Below are 21,940 nucleotides of genomic sequence, written 5' to 3' on the forward strand. Positions count from 1 at the left end.
CAGCCAGACACTGCAGCAAAAGTGGTTCGACGTTATTTGATACCTAAGTCAGCCAAAACTTTGGCAGCAACTTTGTTCGGCACTGGTACATAACCATCACGGACCACTACTTCCTGACCACGTTTTGACAACACCATTTTGATGAACTCACGCTCCATTGGCGCTAACTCTTTATTTGGATGTTTGTTGACATAAACGTACAGAAAGCGCGACAGCGGGTATGCACCTGATAAAGCGTTTTCAGCAGAAGCTTCGATAAATGGTGCACCTTCTTTTTTCGATAACGGCAGCGCACGCACACCTGAAGTGATGTAACCGATACCAGAATAACCGATACCATTAATCGATTCACTCACGCCTTGTACCACTGAAGCAGAACCAGGCTGTTCGTTGATACTGGCTTTAAAGTCACCGTTACATAAGGCGTGTTCTTTAAAGTAACCATAAGTACCAGAGACTGCGTTGCGGCTGTAAGTGGTGAAATCACGATTGGCCCAGGCACCGGTTAAACCCAGCTGACCCCAGCGGGTGACATCTTCTTTATAACCACAACGGCGGGTCGCAGAAAACACGGCGTCGACCTGGGCAATGGTTAAACCTTTTAACGGGTTATCTTTATTGATATACACCGCCAGTAAGTCAATCGCGACTGGCACTGCAGTTGGCTTATAGCCATATTTTGTTTCAAACGCCTGAACTTCTGATGGCTTCATTGCACGGCTCATCGGGCCAAAGTTTGAAGTACCTTCAGTCAGCGCTGTTGGCGCCGTGGAAGAACCTGCGCCCTGGATCTGAATATTCACGTTTGGATACACTTTACGATAATCTTCAGCCCACAGCGTCATCAGGTTGTTTAAAGTGTCTGAACCGATGCTGGAGATATTGCCTGAAACACCGCTCGCTTTCTGATATTCAGGCAGCGCCGGGTCAACCTTGGCTGGTGCGGCAGTGGTGCTGAACGACAAAGTCGCGGCAACCAAAGTTGCGGTAGTTAACAGAGTAAAATTTTTCACTGTGCAGTCCTCTTGTGGCTGAGTCAGGCGATTGCCTGTTTAATTCCTCGCCATCATAAGAAGGTAATATGACAATATTATGACGTTACGCAAATTTGTGTTGGCAATCTAAGTGGCTATGGATTGTATTTCTGAATTGAAGGTCTATAGTTTCTGCTGGTTTTGCCAAGCTGGGTAAAATCTTTGCGACCAACGCCGGTTCCACGGCTGGACATACCAGGGTTGAGCAGGTAAAACTATCGTTAATAGATCAGACAATAATAAAATTTGTTTTTGTAGTACGAATTAAGAAAAGGAATTGCGCTATGAAGCAGTTAGTTCTGACACTGATTGGGAAAGACAAAGCCGGTTTAGTGGAGCAATTGGCCACTATTATCAGCAGCCATCATGGCAACTGGACCGCCAGTAATTTGAGTCACTTAGCCGGATTTTTTGCCGGAATTTTACAAGTCGAAGTTGCAGCCGAGCATGCGGCTGAATTGTCAAAAGCACTGGAGTCGATGCCCGGATTAGATATTAAAATCCATGAAGGTATCGCTTCCGAAGTCAACGAACACAAACTGTTGAAATTTGTGATCACCGGCAACGATCGTCCGGGCATCGTGCGCGAACTGTCATCGGTGATTAAACACAAAGGCACCAACATTGTGCACTTTGAAAGCTCGAAGCAAAGCGCCCCGAACTGGGGAGTGCCGCTGTTTAACGCCATTGCGACGGTAGAGTTACCAGATGGTCTGGATAAAGACGAAGTCATTCGGGCACTGGAAGACATCGCCTCGGATGTGATGGTTGACGTCGAAAATCTGCATTAACTGAGCTGCCGCGCAGACAAGATAGCTGGCAACAGCTATCTTGTTCATAAATCTTTCATCAAATTGCCATAGAGTAAGCCTTCATCCACAAAGATCATTGGTTTGTCTATGAATGCACAACTACCGACAGTGAACGAATTGCATTATTTCCCTAAAGAACTGAGTTGGTTAGCTTTTAACGAGCGGGTATTGCAGGAAGCCGCGGACGAGCGCAATCCCTTGATCGAACGCCTGCGTTTTCTGGGTATTTACTCCAACAATATGGATGAGTTTTATCGGGTACGGGTGGCTGATGTGAAGCGACGTATCCTGCTGAAAAAATACCATTCCGAAGAAGAAGACGCCGAAGAGCTGATGTTAAAAATTCAGCGTAACGTGCTGAAATTAGGTGATAAATTCAATGGCATCTACTTGGAGTTATTGCTCGAACTGCGCAAGCACAACATTGAATTTATCGACCATCACAAACTGAATGAATCGCAGTCGGCCTGGATCCGCACCTACTTTCGGGAGCGGGTACTGCGGCATATCTCGCCGATTTTATTATCGAATGAAGATCTGCATTTATCCAAACGTCTTGAAGACAACGCCACCTACCTGATGGTAGAAATGACCGGTACCAACAAAGCCGAATATGCCATTGTGCAGGTGCCGACCGACGAAGTGTCGCGGTTTATCGAACTGCCGCTGTACTTAAATAAAACCAAAAAACGCGGCCGTTATCGCCATCAGTTTATGATGCTGGATGATTTAATCATTCATTGTCTGCATGACCTTTTCCGCGGCTTTTTTGAGTTTTGCGACATTCAGGCTTTTTCGCTGAAATTAACCAAAGATGCCGAATATAACTTAAGCGACACCCTGGATCAGAGCTTGCTCGACAAGATGTCCAAAGGCATCCGCCAACGGTTGGAATCAGAGCCGGTGCGGCTGGTGTACGATGCGACGATGCCAGAGCATATGCTGAAAATTCTGAAAAAACAGCTCGGCGCCAGTTCGCTGGATTCGCTCATTCCTGGCAGCCGCTACCGCAATTTTAAAGACTTTATCAGCTTCCCGAATATCGGCCACGCCAGCCTGGAATATCCGTCACTACCGCCGCTGCCCAGTCCGGATTTTGAACAACATACCACCACTTTTGATGCCATTCGCAGTAACGATGTGCTGCTGCACTACCCTTATCACAACTTTACCTATTTCACTGAATGGGTACGGCAAGCGTCATTTGACCCGAAAGTTAGCTCGATCAAAATGACCATGTATCGCGTCGCGAAAAACTCACGGGTGATCCAGTCGTTGCTGGATGCGGTGCGCAACGGCAAAAAAGTGACAGTGGTGGTTGAGCTCAAAGCGCGTTTTGACGAAGAAAATAATATCCACTGGGCGAGGAGAATGACCCAGGCCGGTATTCAGGTGGTATTTGGCCTGACTACCTTAAAAATTCACTCAAAGTTATGTTTGATCACCCGTCAGGAAAAAGGCAAAGCGGTGAAATACGCCCATATCGGCACCGGTAATTTTAATGAAAAAACTGCGCGCATTTACACCGATATGAGCTTGTTCACCTGCCACGATGAAATTTGTGATGAAGTAGACCAGGTGTTCGAGTTTATTGAATACAGCTATAAACCTTTTAAATTTAACCACTTAATTGTATCGCCCACCTGGAGTCGAGCCAAGTTAACCGCGCTTATTCAGCGGGAAATGGATTTTGCCACCAGCGGCCGCAATGCGGAAATTTTGCTCAAAATCAACAACCTGGTGGATAACGAAATTGTTGATTTGCTCTACAAAGCCAGTCAGGCCGGGGTGAAGATCCGCATTATCGTGCGTGGCATGTGTTCGCTTATTCCGGGAGTCGCGGGGAAAAGTAAGAATATTCAGGTGATTAGCGTGCTCGACCGCTATCTGGAACACGCGCGGGTTTATCAGTTCCTGAACGGTGGCGACATCGACTTGTACTTATCTTCTGCCGACTGGATGACCCGCAATATTGATCAGCGGGTCGAAGTTGGCGTGCCGATTTACGATGCCAAAATCAAACAGCAAATTATGACGGTACTGGATTTGCAATGGCACGATAACGTGAAAGCCCGTATCATTGACGCTCAGCAGCAAAATAACTACGTCAAACGTGGTAACAAAAAGAGTATCCGCTCGCAGCAGGCCATCTACGATTATCTGGCAGGCCAGCATTTTGGTCCGACTATTCAGGCAGAACAATGACCCATTTAACTCCTATTGCAAGCTCGGCCAGTGCCAGCGCGGCCGACGCCATTCCGGCCGCCGAACTGATTGCGGCCGTTGATTTAGGCTCCAACAGTTTCCACCTGGTGATCGCCAGAATTGTGGATGGTGCCTTGCAGTTGTTGCACCGGGAGAAGCAAAAAGTCCAGTTAGCCGACGGCCTCGACGATCAACAAATGCTTAGCGATGAAGCAATGGCGCGTGGCCTGAACGTGTTGGCGCAATTTGCCGATACGCTCAAAGGTGTACCACCTTCTGCAGTGCGGGTGATTGCCACTTACACCTTGCGCCGGGCGAAAAACGCCAATAGTTTTTTGCACAAAGCCAAAACCGTCTTTCCCTTTCCGATTGAAGTGATTTCAGGTCAGGAAGAAGCGCGCTTTATTTATCAGGGCGTGGCCCATTTTGAGCACTACGCCGATCAACGGCTGGTGATGGATATTGGTGGTGGCAGTACCGAATTTGCCATCGGCATCGACTTTCAGCCACTGAAATTAGCCAGCCGTAATATGGGCTGTGTCAGTTATGCCAAGCAGTTTTTTGCCCGCGGTAAAATCAGCGACAAACGCTTTGAGCGTGCGGTATTACAGGCCGAGCAGGAACTGGAAAATATCGTCAATGCCTATCGCAGCACTGGCTGGCAACAGGCGGTTGGCACTTCCGGCACCATTAAAACTATCAAAGATATTGTCACCGGTTTTGGCTGGCATCCGCACTGTATCGAGCTGGAACATTTATTAAAAATCAAAGAATTAGTGCTAACCGTTGACAGCTGTGAGCTGCTGGATTTACCAGGCCTGACCGACGATCGTAAGCTGTTACTGGCACCCGGTTTAGCTATTTTGATTGCCGCCTTTCAAATGCTTGGCATCGAGCAAATGGTCTATGTCGATGCTGCGCTACGCGAAGGTGTGCTGTATGAAATGAGCGACCGGCTGCAACATCAGGATATTAAAAGCCATACTATCCAGAGTCTGGTAAAACGTTATGCCGTTGATGTCGCTCAGGCGAGACGGGTGCAGACCACGGCACTGGAGATTTTTAGTCAGGTGCAAGAACGCTGGCAACTTCACGACAACTGGCAGCAGTTATTGTCGTTTGCCTCAGCGGTGTTCGAAATTGGCCTGCAAATTAACTCGTCCAGCGTGCAAAGGCACAGTGCCTATATTCTGTATAACGCCAACCTGCCGGGGTTTAATCAGGAACAACAGCAACTGCTTGGCTGCCTGGTGCGTTTTCACCGCCGGAAAATTAAGCCGGAAGATTTCCCTGATTTTTACCTCTATACCGCACAGGATTTATGTTACGCCCTGGTGATTTTCCGCTTGGCGATTTTACTCAATCAAAAACGCCGCGACGATATGCTGCCGCAACTACAACTGACCGCCAGCGATCATGCCCTGCAATTGCAATTACCCGAGCATTGGACTGAACAACAAACGGTGCTGGTGGCCGACCTCATCACGGAACAACAATTTCTGAAGCGGATTGATTTCACTCTGGAATGTCCGGGAGTGCCCAAGGACGTCATCGAAGATTAAGCTTCAGTTGGCTTGTACTGTAAAAGTTGGCTTATGCTTTAAAATTAGTTACCTTGAATAGACCTTAGCCTATTTTGGGAACCAGCATGCGTTTATCTCTTATTGCCATCATGACAGCTGCCACGCTGTCGTCGCCCGCATTATTCGCGGCAGATTTAAAAGCCGCCCTAGCCACTGATATTCAGGCTCTCATGCCAAAAGTCATCGAATGGCGGCGTGATTTACATCAACATCCGGAATTGTCCAACCGCGAATTTCGCACCAGTAAAATGGTGGCCATTGAACTCAAAAAGTTAGGTCTGGAAGTGCAAACCGGCATCGCCCATACCGGGGTGGTCGCGATTTTAAAAGGCGCTAAGCCCGGCCCGTTGGTGGCGCTGCGTGCCGATATGGACGCCTTACCGGTCAAAGAACAGGTTGATCTGCCCTTTGCCTCCAAAGCAACTGCCGAGTACAACGGCCAGCAAGTTGGCGTGATGCACGCTTGTGGTCATGATGCGCATGTGGCGATGCTCCTCGGCGCCGCGACGGTGCTGAGCAAGCATCAAAAAGAATTGGCGGGCAGCGTGATGTTTATCTTCCAACCGGCCGAAGAAGGCGCGCCAGCGGGTGAAGAAGGCGGCGCGTCATTAATGCTAAAACAAGGACTGTTTGCGAAGAACAAACCTGATGCCATTTTCGGTATCCACGTCTGGCCAGGGCCAACGGGTCAGTTGCAGGTGAAAGCTGAAGGCATTATGGCGGCGGCTGACAGTTTTGAAATTAAAGTCAAAGGCGTGCAGGTGCATGGTTCAAGCCCATGGCGTGGTATTGACCCGGTTGCCGTTAGCGGCCAACTGATCACCGCTTTACACCAAATTCCGGCGCGTCAGTTGGATGTGACCCAAGCGCCCGCCGTCATGTCTATTGGCCAGGTGCATGGTGGTGTGCGCTGGAATATTATTCCGGAAGAAGTGGTGCTTGGCGGCACCGTCCGCACTTTTGACCCGCAGATGCGCGAGCAGTTGCTGGCTAAAATGAAACACACCGCCGAACATATCACCGCCGCTAGCGGCGCCACCGCTGAATTTCATCAACATAGTTTTGCAGCGGTAACCTGGAACGACGTCAAACTGACGGAATGGGCGATGCCAAGCTTAAACTGGGCGGCCGGTAAAGCGGGCGTCAGCGGCATTAAACCCATTACCGCTTCGGAAGATTTTTCGTTTTATCAGCAGCAAGTGCCGGGGATGTTTTTCTTTTTGGGCATCGCCGATGCAGGCGCTGACATCAGTAAAACCGCCCCCAATCACTCACCGTTTTTCCGGGTGAACGAAGCAGCGCTGGAAAATGGCGTCCGGGCGTTATCAGGCCTGGCTGTGGATTTCCTGCATAAAGGGTAACCAGTAAACAAAGGGGGCTGCGCTGTTTGTGCAATCAATCAGCGACGCCCCCTTTTTTCTGTTCTGCTATGCTTCATTCGTCGCTAGAGCACCCTATAGTCAAGTAACACTGCTTCAGCATGGAATGCACGCCCTGCCCCTTGCTGCTGGTTGGCATCAGCAATCATAAGGACTTTGATGAACTGTTCACGTCTTTGGTTGATTGGGTTGCTGCTTGGTCTTTTTAGCAACAGCACGCCGGTATTGGCGGCAAAACCCGATGTGGTGATCGGCATCGGCTTTACCGATCAGATCCACGCCAGTCGCCAAGGCAGCGCTTATCATTTTGATGTGTTGTTGACCTATCGGCTGTTTACTGAACTTGGTTATCAGGTGCAGTTTGTGGTTGCGCCTTATGCCAAGCTGACGCAGCTATTACAACAAAAACGGATTGATGTCGCCACTCGGCAATCTGGCGACCAGCTGCCAGGCCTTTATTACAGCCCGGTTTATCTGGAAGTGCATAATCTGGTATTCGCCCGCAAAGACTTTACTGCCCAAATCCGGCAAATTGCCGATTTAAGCCATTATCAGTTGGTTGGATTCCAAAATGCCAGCCATGTGCTTGGTCCTGAATTCGCAGCGGCCAGTCAGCAAGCACCGTCTTATCAGGAAGTTTTTGATCATATCCAGGCGGTCAAATTGCTGCTCAAAGGCCGCACTGAATTGTTAGTGCTGAACAAACTGACGTTCTACCGGCGACTAGCGGAATTGCATCAGCCGGCCTCTGCAGTGCAGAGTTTTGATGTGTTACCCAAAGTACATTACCGGCTGGCTTTTGCCAGGCCACAGCTGCAACAGCAGGTGGAATCACGCTTGTTGCAGTACCTGAAACAAGGTTCAATTGACCTGATTGAACAGGAAGCCCGCCAGCGGCCGGAGCACGTGGAAAAACTGTTGCGCCGGAATCGTTAAAGCCATCAAAGAGCCAGCGTAACCTGCCTGGCTAAAACAAACATTGTCCCAACATCCTTACGCCGGTGCAGAGCACAACAATGGCGAAGATTTTTTTCAGTTTCGCACTATCCAACCGGGCTGCCAGCGCTGCGCCTACTGGTGCGAACAAAACGGTGAGCGGCACGATGCAACAAAAACCAAGCAGATTCACAAAGCCGATGGTGCCAGTCGGCGCATCATTTGGGGTGTTGCCAAGCAGCAGCATGGTGAGTGCGCCTGGCAACGCAATTAGTAACCCGATGGCCGAAGCAGTGCCGACGGCCTGGTGGACTGGGTAGTTATAAAGTGTCAGTAATGGCACCGAAATAGTCCCGCCACCAATGCCCACCATCGAACTGAAAAAGCCAGTACCGGCCGCCATCACGCGCTGCGCTGTGATACCGGGTAGTTGTGAAAACAGTGCTGATTTCCCTGTTCGAAACAACATGTTCAGCGCAGATAAAATTGCAATCACCCCAAACAGGATTGTCAGCATAGTGCCGTCAACCCGCGTCACCAGCCAACTTCCGACCAACACACCACTGACAACAAATAAGCTCCAGCGTCGCAACAAGTCAACATCAACATTGCCTTGCTTGCGGTGCGAGCGAATTGAACTCAAAGAGGTAGGGATCATGGTCGCCAGTGACGTCGCTGTGGCAATCAGCATGGCTGAATCGGCGGACACGCCATTACTTTGGAACAGAAAAAACAGCACCGGCACAATCACGATACCGCCGCCCACGCCCAATAAACCTGCCAAAATGCCAGCGAAGATGCCAGTGACGGCTAAAGCTAAAACGCTGAAAAGGTGAGTGCTGGCAAATTCGATAAGATCCATGGATGACTACTTCTTGTGATTAAGACAATGGCGGACTGCCCCAGCGCGGGCGCTGGGTTGAGTCCGCCCTACGGTTTCTAATTGGATTACGGTAGGGCGCTACTCGCCGCGTCAGCGGCAGTACGCCGGATGGTGATACGCAATTTCAAAGCACAACGGCGGACGCGGCGAGTCCGCCCTATACTGCTCGTGCTGGCGCTATCTGGCAGCTGCCAGCAGTTCTTGGCGGATAATTTCAGCGCCGGCATTCAGTGCAACGAGCTTATCTCGGGCCACCTGGCGGGATAACGGCGCCATCCCGCAGTTGGTGCAAGGATAAAGCTTGTCGGCATCGACAAACTGCAGCGCTTTTCGCAGGGTCGCGGCTACGTCTTCCGGGGTTTCAATGATATTGCTGGCCACATCAATGGCCCCAACCATGATTTTTTTACCCCGGACCAGTTCCAGCAATTCCATCGGCACCTGCGAGTTATGACATTCTAACGAAATAATATCGATGGCGGATTTTTGCAGTTTCGGGAACACTGCTTCATATTGCCGCCACTCAGAGCCCAGCGTTTTTTTCCACTCGGTATTGGCTTTGATGCCGTAGCCATAACAAATATGTACCGCCGTTTCGCATTTCAGACCTTCAATAGCGCGCTCTAAGGTTGCGATGCCCCAATCATTCACTTCATCAAAAAACACATTAAAAGCCGGCTCATCAAACTGAATGATATCGACCCCGGCGGCTTCTAGTTCTTTAGCTTCCTGATTAAGGATGATGGCAAATTCCCATGCCAGTTTTTCCCGGCTGTGATAATGATCGTCATACAGCGTATCGATCATCGTCATCGGACCTGGCAGCGCCCATTTAATCGGCTTGCTGGTTTGCTGGCGCAAAAACTTCGCATCTTCGACAAATACCGGTTTGGTTCTGGAAACAGGCCCCACCACCGTTGGCACACTGGCATCATAGCGATCACGAATGCGTACCGTCTGGCGTTTGGTGAAGTCGACACCGCTTAAGTGTTCAATAAAAGTGGTGACAAAGTGCTGCCGGGTTTGCTCACCATCACTGACGATATCAATCCCCGCCAGTTGCTGTTCTTGCATGGCGATGCGTAACGCATCATTTTTGCCGTCGGTCAGTTCATCGCCTTGTAATTTCCACGGCGACCACAGGGTTTCGGGCTCTGCCAGCCATAACGGCTTGGGTAAACTGCCTGCAGTGGAGGTGGGTAATAGTTTTTTTGTCTTCGTATTCATCATCATACCGCGCTGAATTTTAATAGATTGTTGTACGGATTCTTGTCTGGATTCTTGTATGAACTGTTACTTGAATTAGCGGGCGAAATTGGCCGACCACTGCTCAAGAAAGCTCTGGTAAGGCTTGATAAATTGCTCCTCGGCAAACTTACCCTGCTGCATCGCCAGCTTGCTGCGCTCTTCCCGGTCATACACAATTTTGGTCAGTGAATGTTGCTGACTTTTTAAATCAGGTTGGTAGCGCAGCCCTGCCACGGCGTGGGCATTATAAATTTCTGGCCGGTAGATCTTTTGAAAGGTTTCCATGGTGCTGATGGTGCTGATGAGCTCCAGATTGCTGTAATCATTCAGCAAATCGCCAAAGAAATTAAAAGCCAAGGGCGCGACACAACTCTCCGGCATGAAATAACGCACCTGTAAGCCCATTTTCTTAAAATACTGCTCGGTCAACGACGACTCATTCGGCAGATATTCAAACCCAAGCACCGGATGATGATTGGCTGAGCGCTGATAAATTTTGTTATCGGACACACTGAGGCAGATCACCGGCGGTTTTTTGAAGTTGTTTTTGTAGGCTGCTGAGTTGACGAAATGTTGGAATAACTGGCCATGCAGCTCACCAAAATTAGCCGGAATGCTAAATTGTGGCTGATTTTTGTTGTGTTCCAATAGCAACACGCTGAAATCGTAATCCCGGACATAAGAAGAAAAGTTATTGCCGACCACGCCGTCAAACCGCTCCTGGGTATGCTGATCCAGGATGCTGGTTTTCAGGATCTCAATCGACGGAAAGGCGTTGCCGGCGTTCTCGATATTGATATCCACCGACACGATTTCCAGCTCAACCGCATAGCGATCGCCTGCCGGATTGTCCCAATGCGCCAGCGAGTTAAAACGATTGTTAATCATTTTTAAGGTATTACGCAGATTCTGCTGCCGACTGTCGCCGCGCGCCAAATTAGCAAAGTTGGTGGTCATCCGCGTTTTGTCTGACGGCGAATAATGCTCATCAAAACAAATACTTTTAATCGAAAATGTAAAATCTTTATGCATGGTGATCCACTCCCCAATGATTTGCGACAAACTTGAAGCCAGAGACAAACAGAAGGCTATACGTCTAAATGCCACTTCTTAAGAAGCTTTATACGCGGATGGGGAAATGAACAAAAACGAATTATCTGCAATTCTGCTTGAGGATTTCTCATGCAAACGGGGGGCTGTGAAAATTAGAGGGCATTCGAGGCCATACAATCTGACCCCGAATGTTAATCGTTATTTCTTACGCGGTAATTTCGGTTGATGTAGTGTTTGGACACCCACCACTAGCTCTGGCGGCAAACTAAAGGAAAAACTGCTGCCACGTTTTGGCTCGCTGAAAATCATCAGCTTACTGTGATGGCGTGACAATACGTGTTTGACGATGGCAAGCCCGAGGCCGGTACCACCGCTGCTGCGGGTGCGGGCTTCGTCGACGCGGTAGAATCTTTCAGTTAAGCGTTTGACGTGGTGCGGCGCGATGCCTTCGCCATTATCGGTCACCGAAAACAACGCTTTTTGATGCTGTCGTTGCCAGCACACCTGAATTTCACCGCCCGGTGGCGTGTATTTAATCGCATTGGTAATGAGGTTAGAAAAAGCACTGCGTAGCTCTTCTGTCATGCCGGTGACCCGCAAATTGGGATCAACCTGAAACTGCAACTGATGCTGTTTTTCGCGATTTAAACTAATGGCTTCCTGCTCCAGCAAATGCAGCATCGCCGGCACGTCGACCACCGCATCAAACTGCACTTTGGCTGCCGCTTCAATCCTGGACAAGGTCAATAGCTGTTGCACCAGTGCGTCCATCCGCTTGGTTTGCTCCAGCATCACGGTATGGGCTTTTTGCCAGATCGGCGGCGCTGGCATATTGTCAACATCCATCACTTCCAGGTAACCCTGCAATACCGTCAGCGGCGTCCGTAGTTCATGCGACACGTTGGCGACAAAGTCTTTGCGGATTTGCTCTAACTGCTTGATTTGGGTGATATCGCGGATGATCAGCAGATATTGCTTCTCGCCATATTGCAGCACGCGGTATTCCAGCGTCACTTCATCGGACAGCGGTGACACGAGTTCAAGTGCGCTATCAAACTGTTTTTGTTGCAAAAATTGCTGGAATTCAGGGTTACGAATGAGGTTATCAATGCGCTGATGTTCATCCATCGGCCAGCGTAAACCAGCCAGTTGCTGCGCCAGTTTATTGCACCAGATGATCGACCAGTCGGACGTGAGCACAATAATGGCGTCAGGCAAGGCTTCGGCGCCATCGCGAAACCGACGCACTAATACACGTAACTCTTTGTTTTTCTTGCGAGACTTACGCTGCCGGTAATAAATGCCGTCAAACACCTGTTGCCAGCTGCCATCACCGGCTGGCGGCGACAATTTGCGATCGCGCCACAACCAATTATCCAGCATAAACAAATGTTTGTAATGCCAGCCGACCAACACCATCTGGTAAACCAGCAAAAATTCCAGCGTCAGATCAAACAACCAGCCCAGTAAACCGACCACCAACGCAATCGATACCAATCGGACCAGAATGGCCTGTTTCGAAAGTAATAACCGCATAATACCTGCTGAAAATAGGTTTGGGCTTTGGCAAAAGCGCCACAACGGCGGTTATTTTACCGAAAAACGGTAGCCAGAACCACGTACAGTTTGCACTAACCGGTCATGACCTGCGACCGAAATTGCTTTACGTAACCGGCGGATATGCACATCGACCGTTCGGTCTTCGACATACACATTGGTACCCCAAACATGGTCCAGCAACTGCTCACGGCTGTACACCCGCTCCGGATGGGTCATAAAGAAGTGTAATAACCGGAATTCGGTCGGTCCCATATCAAGAGGACTGTCTGAAGCAGTGACGCGGTGCGACACCGGATCCAGTTTTAAGCCTTGTACATCAATCACTTCGTCTAAGCTGGTTGGTGCAACCCGGCGGATCACCGCTTTGATGCGTGCCATCAGCTCTTTTGGTGAAAACGGCTTGGTGACGTAATCGTCCGCGCCCACTTCCAGGCCCCGTACTTTATCTTCTTCTTCACCGCGGGCGGTGATCATAATAATCGGGATGTTGCGGGTCAGCTCGTGTTGCTTCATTTTTTTGGCAATTTGAATACCACTGCCACCAGGCAGCATCCAGTCCAGTAACACTAAATCCGGGTACGGTTCTACCAGCTGATTAATCGCCGCATCAAAGTCACCGGCCACGCTGGCCTGATAACCATTTTGTTCCAGCACAAAGCACAACATATCGCGAATTGGTGCTTCATCTTCCACAATCAAAATTCTTCTCGACATATCCTGTCACCCGTAAGTACTGATCTGATAATCGCAGTATCCATGGCTATTATGACAATTTTATGAAAAAACCAGCTTGTTTTCGAAGCTGTTTATTTCAGTACACTTATTGGTCACATTCAATTGTCACGCCTACGACCATTTTTCGCGGCCACGCTTTGCAGTTACATGACAGTTTAGTGAAGTTTTTTTGACTTACCCAGCTGCAAGCCCTGATTTGCATAAGCGCCAGCGCGCTGTCATCTGAACGTCGATTTTCTGTCATATAACAGTCACACCTCTCTTCTATCGTCTGCACAGTTTTCGATAACCCACAGCTTTAGACGGAGAACGTAATGGCTTTTGGTAAGATTTTAAAATTAAGCGCGATGGCAACAGCAATGATGCTGGCTGGTTGTGGCGGTGGTGACATCGTATTAAATACCGGTGCTGGCGCAAACCCAACCAATCCAACGACACCTACCACCCCACCAGTCACTTCAGTGTGCCCGACCTTTGCAAAACAAGGTGCCAGCTTAGGTGGTGTGTCTAAACCCATTTGTGAAATTACCGGCACTTTAACAGCAGACGCTACCTTAACCGCCAATATCGCCTGGGCGTTAAGCGGTAAAGTAACAGTCGGTAACGATAACGCGCAAAGCGCAGTGTTAAATATCGAAGCCGGCACCACAGTGTTTGGTAAATCTGGTGCTGATTATCTGGTGATTGCCCGTGGCTCACAAATTCGCGCCGTTGGTACCAGCGCCAGCCCAATCGTCTTTACTTCTGTTAACGACATGATTGGTTCAGTGACTGAAGATTCTGCCGCGCAATGGGGTGGTATCGTGTTACTGGGTAAAGCGCCAAGTAACAAGTGCGATCAAGCAGCACTGGCTGGTTGTAAAATTGAAGCTGAAGGTAACGCCGGCCCTTACGGTGGCGACAAACCAGAAGATAACAGCGGTATTTTAAAATTCGTGCAGGTGAAATACGCCGGTTACGAAGTTATTACTGACAACGAATTAAACGGTATCACTTTCGCCGGTGTTGGTTCAGGCACTGTGGTTGACTACATTCAGGTTCACAACAACCTGGACGATGGCGTGGAATTCTTCGGCGGTACGGTCAATGCCAAACACGTGGTATTAACCGGCAACCGCGACGACTCATTAGACTGGGCTGATGGTTGGACCGGTAAAATGCAGCATGTGCTGATCCAGCACAGCAAAAATGACTCCAAAGCCAACCGCGGTATTGAAGCTGACAACCAGTCTTCAAACTTCTCGGCGACGCCAGTCAGTAAACCAAAAATCTCTAACATGACCATCCTTGGCAATAACTACAAATCAGCCGACGCTGACTCTGAAGGTATTTTGCTGCGCGCTGGCTCTGCTGGTGAAATTTATAACAGTATCGTCAAAGGCCCGGCGGGCATGGGCGAATGTCTGGAAATCGAAACTGAGCAATCGGTACAGCAATCACAAAACGGTGGTTTGCTGATGCGTAACTCAATCATCGACTGTAAAGAGCCGTTCAAAAACCCGAAAGATGCTGCCGGTAATACCTTACTGGACGTGAAAGCCTGGTTCCTGGCACAAACTGGTAACAAAGCAACCGACGCCCTGCTTGGCGGTTATATGCCAGCCAGCACGTCACCAGCGCTGAAAAACGGTTACAACGTGTCGAACTTTGTTGATTCATGGTTTGACGATGTCGATTACATCGGTGCTTTTGATGGTGTGTCTGATTGGACCAAGGGCTGGACTTTTGGCCTGCACCCGGCATCTGTGATCGCAGCTTGCCCGGCTGGTACGTCAGAAGTGGCATCGTTAACCGGCAAACTGAACTGTGAACTGAAAGGCGACATCACCAGCAATGTGACATTACTTGCCGGTGCGGATTACGTGTTAAACGGCCGCGTGCGTATTGGTGTGGATAACACCACAGCGGCCACCTTAACAGTACAACCTGGTGTAACGGTTTATGGTCGTTCAGGTGCTGACTTCTTAGTGGTAACCCGCGGCTCAAAAATGAATGCTGAAGGTACTCAGCAAAGCCCAATCACGTTCACTTCACTGCAAGACGTGATTGGCGCGCCGACGGCTGCCGGTCAGTGGGGCGGCATGGTGTTACTGGGTAAAGCACCAAGCAACAAGTGCGACCAGGCCAATCTGGCCGCTTGTAAAATCGAAGCCGAAGGCAACGCCGGTCCATACGGTGGCGCTGATGCAGCGGATAACTCTGGCGTGCTGAAGTACGTGCGAGTGAAACACGCCGGCTTCGAAGTACTGCAGGATAACGAACTGAACGGCATCACTTTTGCTGGTGTTGGTTCAGGCACCACCGTCAGCCACATTCAGGTGCACCAGAACCTGGATGACGGTATCGAGTTCTTCGGTGGTACGGTGAACGTGAAATACGTGGTGCTGACCAGCAACGGTGATGACTATGTCGACTGGGCTGACGGCTGGAACGGTAAAGCACAATACATCCTGGCCAAACACGGCAAGGACAATAGCGAAGCGAACCGCGGCATCGAAGGTGACAACCAGTCATCAAACTTCTCTGCCACACCAATCTCGAACCCGACTATCGCCAACATGACGATTATCGGTAACAGCTACAAATCGGCTGAAAAAGACTCTGAAGGCGTGTTGTTACGCGCGGGTTCAAACGGTCAGCTGCATAACTTCCTGATCACCGGCCCAACCGGTATGGGTGAATGTCTGGAAATCGAAACCACGCAGTCTCAGGCATTAGCTGCTGCCGGTTCGTTAGTGATGACGCACTCAGTGATTGGCTGCCCGGAACCGTTTAAAGGTTCAGTCTCTGCAACAACCACTTTAAAACAATGGTTTGAAGCGCAGACCGGCAACAAAACAGCGGTAGACCAGGCGGCAGTGATCAACGGTATCTTCACCATCGATACCACCACACCAAAAGATATGTCCACTGTGAACAGCTTCTTCAGCAAACCAACCACTGTTGGTGCTGTTGATGCGGCCAGCGACTGGACCAAAGGCTGGACTGTTGGTTTAACCCAATAACCTGCCCTGCCGCCGGCCTCACTAGCCGGCGGCAATTTTTTATATAAGAAACAACAAGTCACGTATGTACCCGCTGTAGTTATTGCCAAAGATGCAACAGCCGCAGCCAAAGCAGATCAGCAAGAGCACAGGAATTAGTCACAATGAGCAGCAAGCAAAGTTTTGTATATAGTCGCGTGAACCGTGGTGTGCTTTTGGCGTTAGCCACCAGCGCTGCCGTAGCCTTCATGCCCGCCTCTGCCCAAGAAACGTCGGCCGCAGCGCCAGATGCAGCAATTGCTGAACAAGTTGAACGGATCAGTGTATCCGGCAGATTATTAAGCTCCGCTGCAGCCACAGCCGAAGAGCGCCGTCAGCAACCATATGTTGCTGAATTACTTGGTATTGAACAGATTTCCCGCGCCGGTGACAGCAATGCCGCTGCCGCCCTGCGCCGAGTCACTGGCCTGACGCTGGTGAAAGATAAATTTATCTACGTCCGTGGTCTGGGTGAACGTTATTCTTCAACCTTATTAAACGGCGCCCAGGTGCCAAGCCCGGATCCAACCCGGAACGTGGTGCCACTGGACATGTTCCCGGCCGGCATTATCGAAAGTATGGTGGTGCAAAAAGCCTTTTCGCCGGAACTGCCAGCCGCCTTTGGTGGTGGTAACGTCAATATCCGCACCGTCAGTATTCCACGTGAAGAAATCTTCAACTTCTCAGTGGGTGTTGGTTACAACAGCTTAAGCAGTGACGACGGTCTGGATTACCGCGGTGGCGGCGACGACTGGCGTGGTAAAGATGATGGCACCCGTGGTTTATCCACCGGTATTCAGGATGCGCTAAATAAATACGGCTCGCTCGATGTGGTGAAAATTGCTCAGGGCCTCGGCGGTATCACGCCTGCAAATTTAGTGGCGGCTGAAAAAATCAACCGCAACTTAGGTCTGGAACTGAACCGTGATTTAGACATCAACAATAAAAGCATCGGCCCTGAGTACGATACCAGCCTGTCTTACGGCAACCGTTTTGACATCGGCAGCACGGTATTTGGTGTGATGGCGGGTGTCAGCTACGACAAATCATCTGAAAACTTCAAAGAGCAGGAACGGTATTACTCCATCAGCTCTGGCACCGAACTGACGCCGCTCAATCGTTATGATGACATTCGCGGTACCGAGCATCAGGTGAAAATGTCTGGCATGCTGAACTTCGGTTTGGAGTTTGACAGTAACCACCGCATTGAAACTTCGAGCATTTATTTAAGCGACACCAAAGATGAGATCAAAATCAAAATTGGTGACTCGATTGAAACCATCAACGAAGCGCTGCGTGAAAACGAAGATTATTCGATTTTGTACGAAGAACGCAGCATGTTGACCAACCAGATCCGCGGTCGCCACACGCTCGACTTTTTAAATGACTTAGCGCTGGACTGGCAATACACCGACGCGAAAGCTGAGCGGAACGCGCCAAGCGAAGTCGAATATCGGTATGTGCGTCAGCTGGCCGAAGATGGCAGTTTACTCAACCGCACCATGCGCCGCAGCGACAACGCCGCCATTTACCAGTTTGGTCAGCTCGAAGACAACACTGAAAACGTTAGCTGGAATGCCAAGTACCCAATGACGATCGGCTCAACCGAATACGCGTTCAGCACCGGTTACGCTTACTTCGAACGGCAGCGTAACGCCGGTACCAACCGCTTTAAGCTGGATACCCGTGGTTTTAGCAACGAAGAGTTAAGTCAGTCATTTTCAAACATTTTCTCCGATGCCAATATCAGCAACCCAGCCAAACGCTTTTTGCTGTCTGACGTGACGGCGCAAGCTGATGATTACGTGGCAGCGCAGCAGGTTGATGCCGCTTATGTCGGCGTCGAAGCGACTTACGACATGACCTGGCGGGTGAACGCTGGTTTACGCTACGAAGATTTCCGCCAGATTTCAGTGCCGTTAAACCCAGCCACTGGCGAAATTCAAGGCAATGTTGCTGATTTCCCACGTCAGGAAGACGATCTGTACCCTGCCCTTGCCGTGACCTGGATGCAGTCGGAAGAAACCCAATATCGCTTCGGTTTTAGCGAAACTGTGGTGCGTCCGGACTTACGGGAAGTGACACCGGTGCTGTTTATTGATCCTATCACCGACTTTAAAGTGATTGGTTTTTCGGATTTGAAAAGCACCAGCATCAGCGCCTACGACCTGCGTTGGGAGCAATATCTGGACAGCGGCAGTAACTACAGTCTGGGTCTGTTCTATAAAGACTTAACCAACCCGATTGAAGCCGTTGAACTCAAAGGCTCTGACGGTAACTTGCTGATGTCATTCAGAAATGCCATCGGCGGTGAAGTATACGGTGTCGAAGCTGAAGCGTTACAAAAACTGGATATGTTTGAAGGTGATTTTGGCCAGATGCTGGACAACTTCTTTGTGGTCAGTAACTTCACTTACAGCGAATCAGAAATTGAAATCGAATCACTGGGTGAAACTAACCTGACCAACTTAGTAAGGCCGTTAACTGGTCACTCGAAATACGTGGTCAACTTCCAATTAGGTTTTGACTCGGACAACGAAGACCATACCGCCACTTTAACTTACAACGTGTTCGGCAAACGCATCGCCTTCGCCGGTATCGACGGCAAAGACGACGCCTACGAGCAACCATTCAACTCGCTGGACTTCGTCTACTCGTACAACGTATTTACCGATGGTTCGTTGAAATTCTCGGCGAAAAACATCCTGAACCGCGACATCGAAATTTTGCAACAAGGCGAAATTCTGCAAATGCGCGAGCAAGGGGTCAGCGTTGGCTTGAGTTTTAGCCAGAAGTTCTAAGGTTGTTCTAGTGCAACTACCAAGCCCTGGTTGATGACCGGGGCTTTTTTTTACCGTTGAATTGTGCAAAAAGTAGGGCGTCACTCACCGCGTCAGCGGTAGTGCGCCGCTGTCGTCATATAGTTTTGTTTCTTTTACTCCAACTGCGAAACGCTTTTAAGACCAACTCCAAATGGCAATTGGTAAACAGACCTGACACTGACCTACAATCCTATCTCATGTCGGATGGCGCGCTCCGCGCTTATCCAACCTACATTGCAAATACAGTTTTCAGTTTTGCAAATGCCCGCAGCGTCAGCTCGTGCTTTTTCCTCACCTTTGAGACCAAGCAATGAAGGCACAAGCATCGATGACCTGCGCCGTCCCCAATAGCTTCCGCACTCAACAGCTTTTAATTGTATGTGATGTCTATTTTGTTCCATAGCCAGCCCGATGAAACTTCTTGCTTATAGACCCGGAAGCCAGCGCGTTGATGAATATTGAGCTGATGGTCAGAAACCCACCGCACCTCAGGAGCAGCATCGTTAGGGTGGCCATCGGAGCTAAAAACATTGCCTCCACTTTCTTCTAAATCTTCGTTTGCACCCAAGATTGATATTTGCGTGCTGAACCCAGTTGTTGCGCCGCAATCAAACTGATAGATCACCGCTTTGTATTTGCCATTTGGCGAAACGACAGATTTATAAGGTTCGCTCCCGCACCTACCACCCAAAAAATAGATGATACTTAGCACAAACAGCGCCATCACTATTCCAATGACCGAGAACACCCTGATTGCTATTTTTTTCCACATTTCCATATACAGTTAACTACCAAACATAGCCCTCAGGGTCACCCATTAGTCGTTCCAGTGTCAATAGCACTGCGTGTCGCTGCTTGACCCCACTCATTTTTTCGTGAACTGCGACCGGCTTAAGAAAGCCAGTTTTTCCAAATGTAGGGTGTTAAGTGAAGCCCCATTCCACCGGGAGCCACCACAAAGCAAGCCTATCGCCTGTCGGATGGCGCGCTTTGCGCTTATCCAACCTACATTACAAATGCAGTTTTCCAGTTTTGCCAACGGCGAAACGCTTTTAAAACCGGCCCTTTGCCGCCAAAGAAAAAAACAACCCTTTGTTGCCAAAGAAAGATCCCCGCAAGTGCAGCTAACCAAGGTAAAATCAACCAGAATCAAAAATATCCAACAAAGTCCAAAAACAACAGCTTGGCGGTGCGCCCACTGACCCCAGGCAACTGCTGGAGAAAACCATGCTAAGAATTTTCAACCTGCATCAGCAACGGTTACAGCGACTGGAATTACAACAGCTAGATGACATATCACAAGCAATTTGGCTGGATTTACAGGAGCCGGATACGGCTGAGCGGCAGTTTATTACCGACCGTTTTGGCCAGGAGCTGGCACAGCGGCCGGAGCTAAATGATATCGAAGCATCAGCGCGTTTTTTTGAAGACGAAGACGGGCTGCATATTCACTCACTGTTTTTCTATCAGGAAGAACTCGCCAGCACCACCACTGTGGCCTTTACCATTCGTGATGGCCGGCTTTTTACCTTGCGGGAGCGCGAGTTACCGGTATTCCGGTTGTACCGGATGCGGGCGCGGAATCACTTGTTGTCGGTCGGCAATGCCTACGAGCTGCTGCTCGATTTATTCGAAGTCAAAATTGAACAGCTGGCCGACACCATCGAAGAAATCTCGCTAGCGCTGGAAGTGATCAGCCAGGTGATTTTAAAAGGCAAACAAAACGAAGCCTTTAAAACCAGTTTGTTACGGCTGACGCAGCTGGAAGATATGAGCTGGAAAGTGCGGTTGTGTCTGATGGATACCCAGCGCGCGATCGGTTTTTTATTGCGCAAAGCCCGCTTGCCAGTGGATCAGCTGGAACAAGCAAGAGACGTCCTGCGCGACGTCGAATCTTTGTTGCCGCATAACGAATCGTTTTCGCAGCGGGTCAACTTTTTACTGCAGTCGGCGATGGGTTTTATCAACATCGAACAAAACCGCATTATTAAAATTTTCTCGGTGGTGTCGGTGATTTTCCTGCCACCAACGCTGGTCGCCAGCAGTTACGGCATGAACTTTCAGCTGATGCCGGAGCTTAATTGGCAGTTTGGTTATCCAATGGCGATTGGCCTGATGCTGTTGGCTGGTTTAGCGCCCTACTTGTTTTTTAAGCGCAAAGGTTGGCTGTAATAAAATTGCCACCTCAAAAATAAAAATAAAATCATTAAATATCAATGATATAAAATTTATTTTGAAATATTTCAGCACTGTCATCTGCGTGTAACAAAAATATGCTGGCAACCAAACCCCTGCTTTGTCTATATTCAAGCTACAGACGTAAATAAGGGGATCACAATGAAAAAGAATGTAATGTATGCAGTAGCCGCTAGCCTGGTATTCGCCGTCACGGGTTGTGCCAATGTTGATAAAAATTATGCTTTTGTGGTGGATCAGGAACAACTGGATCAGCTGGAAAATTCACAACGTAAGCAGCGCAATGTCGGTCATGTGGTGTGGGTCAACCCACCGCTGAAAAAAGTGGAAGTGGCAAAAGTTGCAGCGGCAAATCCATCGTCACTTTGATGCTGATTAAACCTAAACCTTCATTACTGCGCTTTCTCCAAATAAAAATCCCGTCTGCAATGACTACAGACGGGATTTTTTATTGAGTCTGGGTAGCGTGAC

16 protein-coding genes are annotated in these 21,940 nt (G+C 49.4%); 9 read left to right on the top strand and 7 right to left on the bottom strand.

All coding sequences use genetic code 11. The annotated features are described in order from the left end of the window. Positions 1 to 32: 32 nt before the first annotated feature. Positions 33 to 998, bottom strand: coding sequence for a PstS family phosphate ABC transporter substrate-binding protein (locus tag EOE67_RS14215; protein WP_206099611.1), 966 nt, complete (start codon positions 996 to 998; stop codon positions 33 to 35). Between the two features lie 320 nt (positions 999 to 1,318). On the opposite strand from EOE67_RS14215, the gene EOE67_RS14220 reads away from it, so the two are divergent. The 5 genes from EOE67_RS14220 (at position 1,319) to EOE67_RS14240 (ending at position 7,949) form a co-directional block, all read left to right on the top strand. Further along, positions 1,319 to 1,825: a glycine cleavage system transcriptional repressor gene (locus EOE67_RS14220; RefSeq protein ID WP_127700003.1), complete on the top strand. Its 507-nt coding sequence runs from the start codon at positions 1,319 to 1,321 to the stop codon at positions 1,823 to 1,825. A gap of 108 nt (positions 1,826 to 1,933) precedes the next feature. Further along, a complete protein-coding gene (gene ppk1, locus EOE67_RS14225) occupies positions 1,934 to 4,051 on the top strand; it encodes a polyphosphate kinase 1 (RefSeq protein WP_127700004.1) in 2,118 nt (705 codons plus the stop codon). Beyond that, positions 4,048 to 5,613 (top strand): exopolyphosphatase, encoded by a 1,566-nt coding sequence (gene ppx, locus EOE67_RS14230; RefSeq protein ID WP_127700005.1) that lies wholly within the window; start codon positions 4,048 to 4,050, stop codon positions 5,611 to 5,613. Before ppk1 ends, ppx begins: the two co-directional genes overlap by 4 nt. 86 nt (positions 5,614 to 5,699) lie before the next feature. After that, positions 5,700 to 6,995, top strand: a complete 1,296-nt coding sequence (locus EOE67_RS14235; RefSeq protein ID WP_127700006.1) for an amidohydrolase — start codon at positions 5,700 to 5,702, stop codon at positions 6,993 to 6,995. A 177-nt stretch (positions 6,996 to 7,172) separates the two neighbouring features. After that, positions 7,173 to 7,949, top strand: a complete 777-nt coding sequence (locus EOE67_RS14240) for a substrate-binding periplasmic protein (protein WP_127700007.1) — start codon at positions 7,173 to 7,175, stop codon at positions 7,947 to 7,949. 31 nt (positions 7,950 to 7,980) lie between these two features. Here the strand turns inward: EOE67_RS14240 and EOE67_RS14245 are convergent, their stop codons facing one another. The 5 genes from EOE67_RS14245 to phoB form a co-directional block, all read right to left on the bottom strand. Beyond that, on the bottom strand, positions 7,981 to 8,811 hold the full coding sequence (locus EOE67_RS14245) for a sulfite exporter TauE/SafE family protein (protein WP_127700008.1): 831 nt from the start codon (positions 8,809 to 8,811) through the stop codon (positions 7,981 to 7,983). A gap of 198 nt (positions 8,812 to 9,009) precedes the next feature. Beyond that, entirely contained in the window at positions 9,010 to 10,059 is a 1,050-nt protein-coding gene (locus EOE67_RS14250; protein WP_127700009.1) for a methionine synthase, read from the bottom strand. A gap of 75 nt (positions 10,060 to 10,134) precedes the next feature. Beyond that, positions 10,135 to 11,112 carry a DUF1852 domain-containing protein gene (locus EOE67_RS14255; RefSeq protein WP_127700010.1) on the bottom strand — a complete coding sequence of 326 codons (978 nt, stop codon included), beginning with the start codon at positions 11,110 to 11,112 and terminating at the stop codon, positions 10,135 to 10,137. A 219-nt stretch (positions 11,113 to 11,331) separates the two neighbouring features. Further along, complete coding sequence (gene phoR, locus EOE67_RS14260) at positions 11,332 to 12,669, bottom strand: phosphate regulon sensor histidine kinase PhoR (RefSeq protein WP_127700011.1); 1,338 nt, start codon at positions 12,667 to 12,669, stop codon at positions 11,332 to 11,334. 51 nt (positions 12,670 to 12,720) lie between these two features. Then, entirely contained in the window at positions 12,721 to 13,407 is a 687-nt protein-coding gene (gene phoB, locus EOE67_RS14265; protein ID WP_127700012.1) for a phosphate regulon transcriptional regulator PhoB, read from the bottom strand. A gap of 335 nt (positions 13,408 to 13,742) precedes the next feature. Here phoB and EOE67_RS14270 point away from each other — a divergent pair, with 335 nt between their 5' ends. Continuing rightward, a complete protein-coding gene (locus tag EOE67_RS14270; protein WP_127700013.1) occupies positions 13,743 to 16,433 on the top strand; it encodes a hypothetical protein in 2,691 nt (896 codons plus the stop codon). A 143-nt stretch (positions 16,434 to 16,576) separates the two neighbouring features. Beyond that, a complete protein-coding gene (locus EOE67_RS14275) occupies positions 16,577 to 19,252 on the top strand; it encodes a TonB-dependent receptor domain-containing protein (protein ID WP_127700014.1) in 2,676 nt (891 codons plus the stop codon). Positions 19,253 to 19,643: 391 nt separating this feature from the next. On the opposite strand, the gene EOE67_RS14280 is transcribed toward EOE67_RS14275, so the two are convergent. After that, the gene (locus EOE67_RS14280; protein ID WP_127700015.1) at positions 19,644 to 20,051 is read right to left on the bottom strand and encodes a DUF5412 family protein; all 408 of its coding nucleotides are present in this window, start codon (positions 20,049 to 20,051) and stop codon (positions 19,644 to 19,646) included. Positions 20,052 to 20,500: 449 nt separating this feature from the next. Between EOE67_RS14280 and corA the strand changes: the two genes are divergently transcribed. Then, on the top strand, positions 20,501 to 21,445 hold the full coding sequence (gene corA, locus EOE67_RS14285; protein WP_127700016.1) for a magnesium/cobalt transporter CorA: 945 nt from the start codon (positions 20,501 to 20,503) through the stop codon (positions 21,443 to 21,445). A 165-nt stretch (positions 21,446 to 21,610) separates the two neighbouring features. Then, positions 21,611 to 21,838, top strand: a complete 228-nt coding sequence (locus tag EOE67_RS14290; RefSeq protein ID WP_127700017.1) for a hypothetical protein — start codon at positions 21,611 to 21,613, stop codon at positions 21,836 to 21,838. Positions 21,839 to 21,940 lie beyond the last annotated feature (102 nt).

The organism is Rheinheimera riviphila (genome assembly GCF_004005945.1).
Classification (GTDB): Bacteria; Pseudomonadota; Gammaproteobacteria; order Enterobacterales; family Alteromonadaceae; genus Pararheinheimera; species Pararheinheimera riviphila.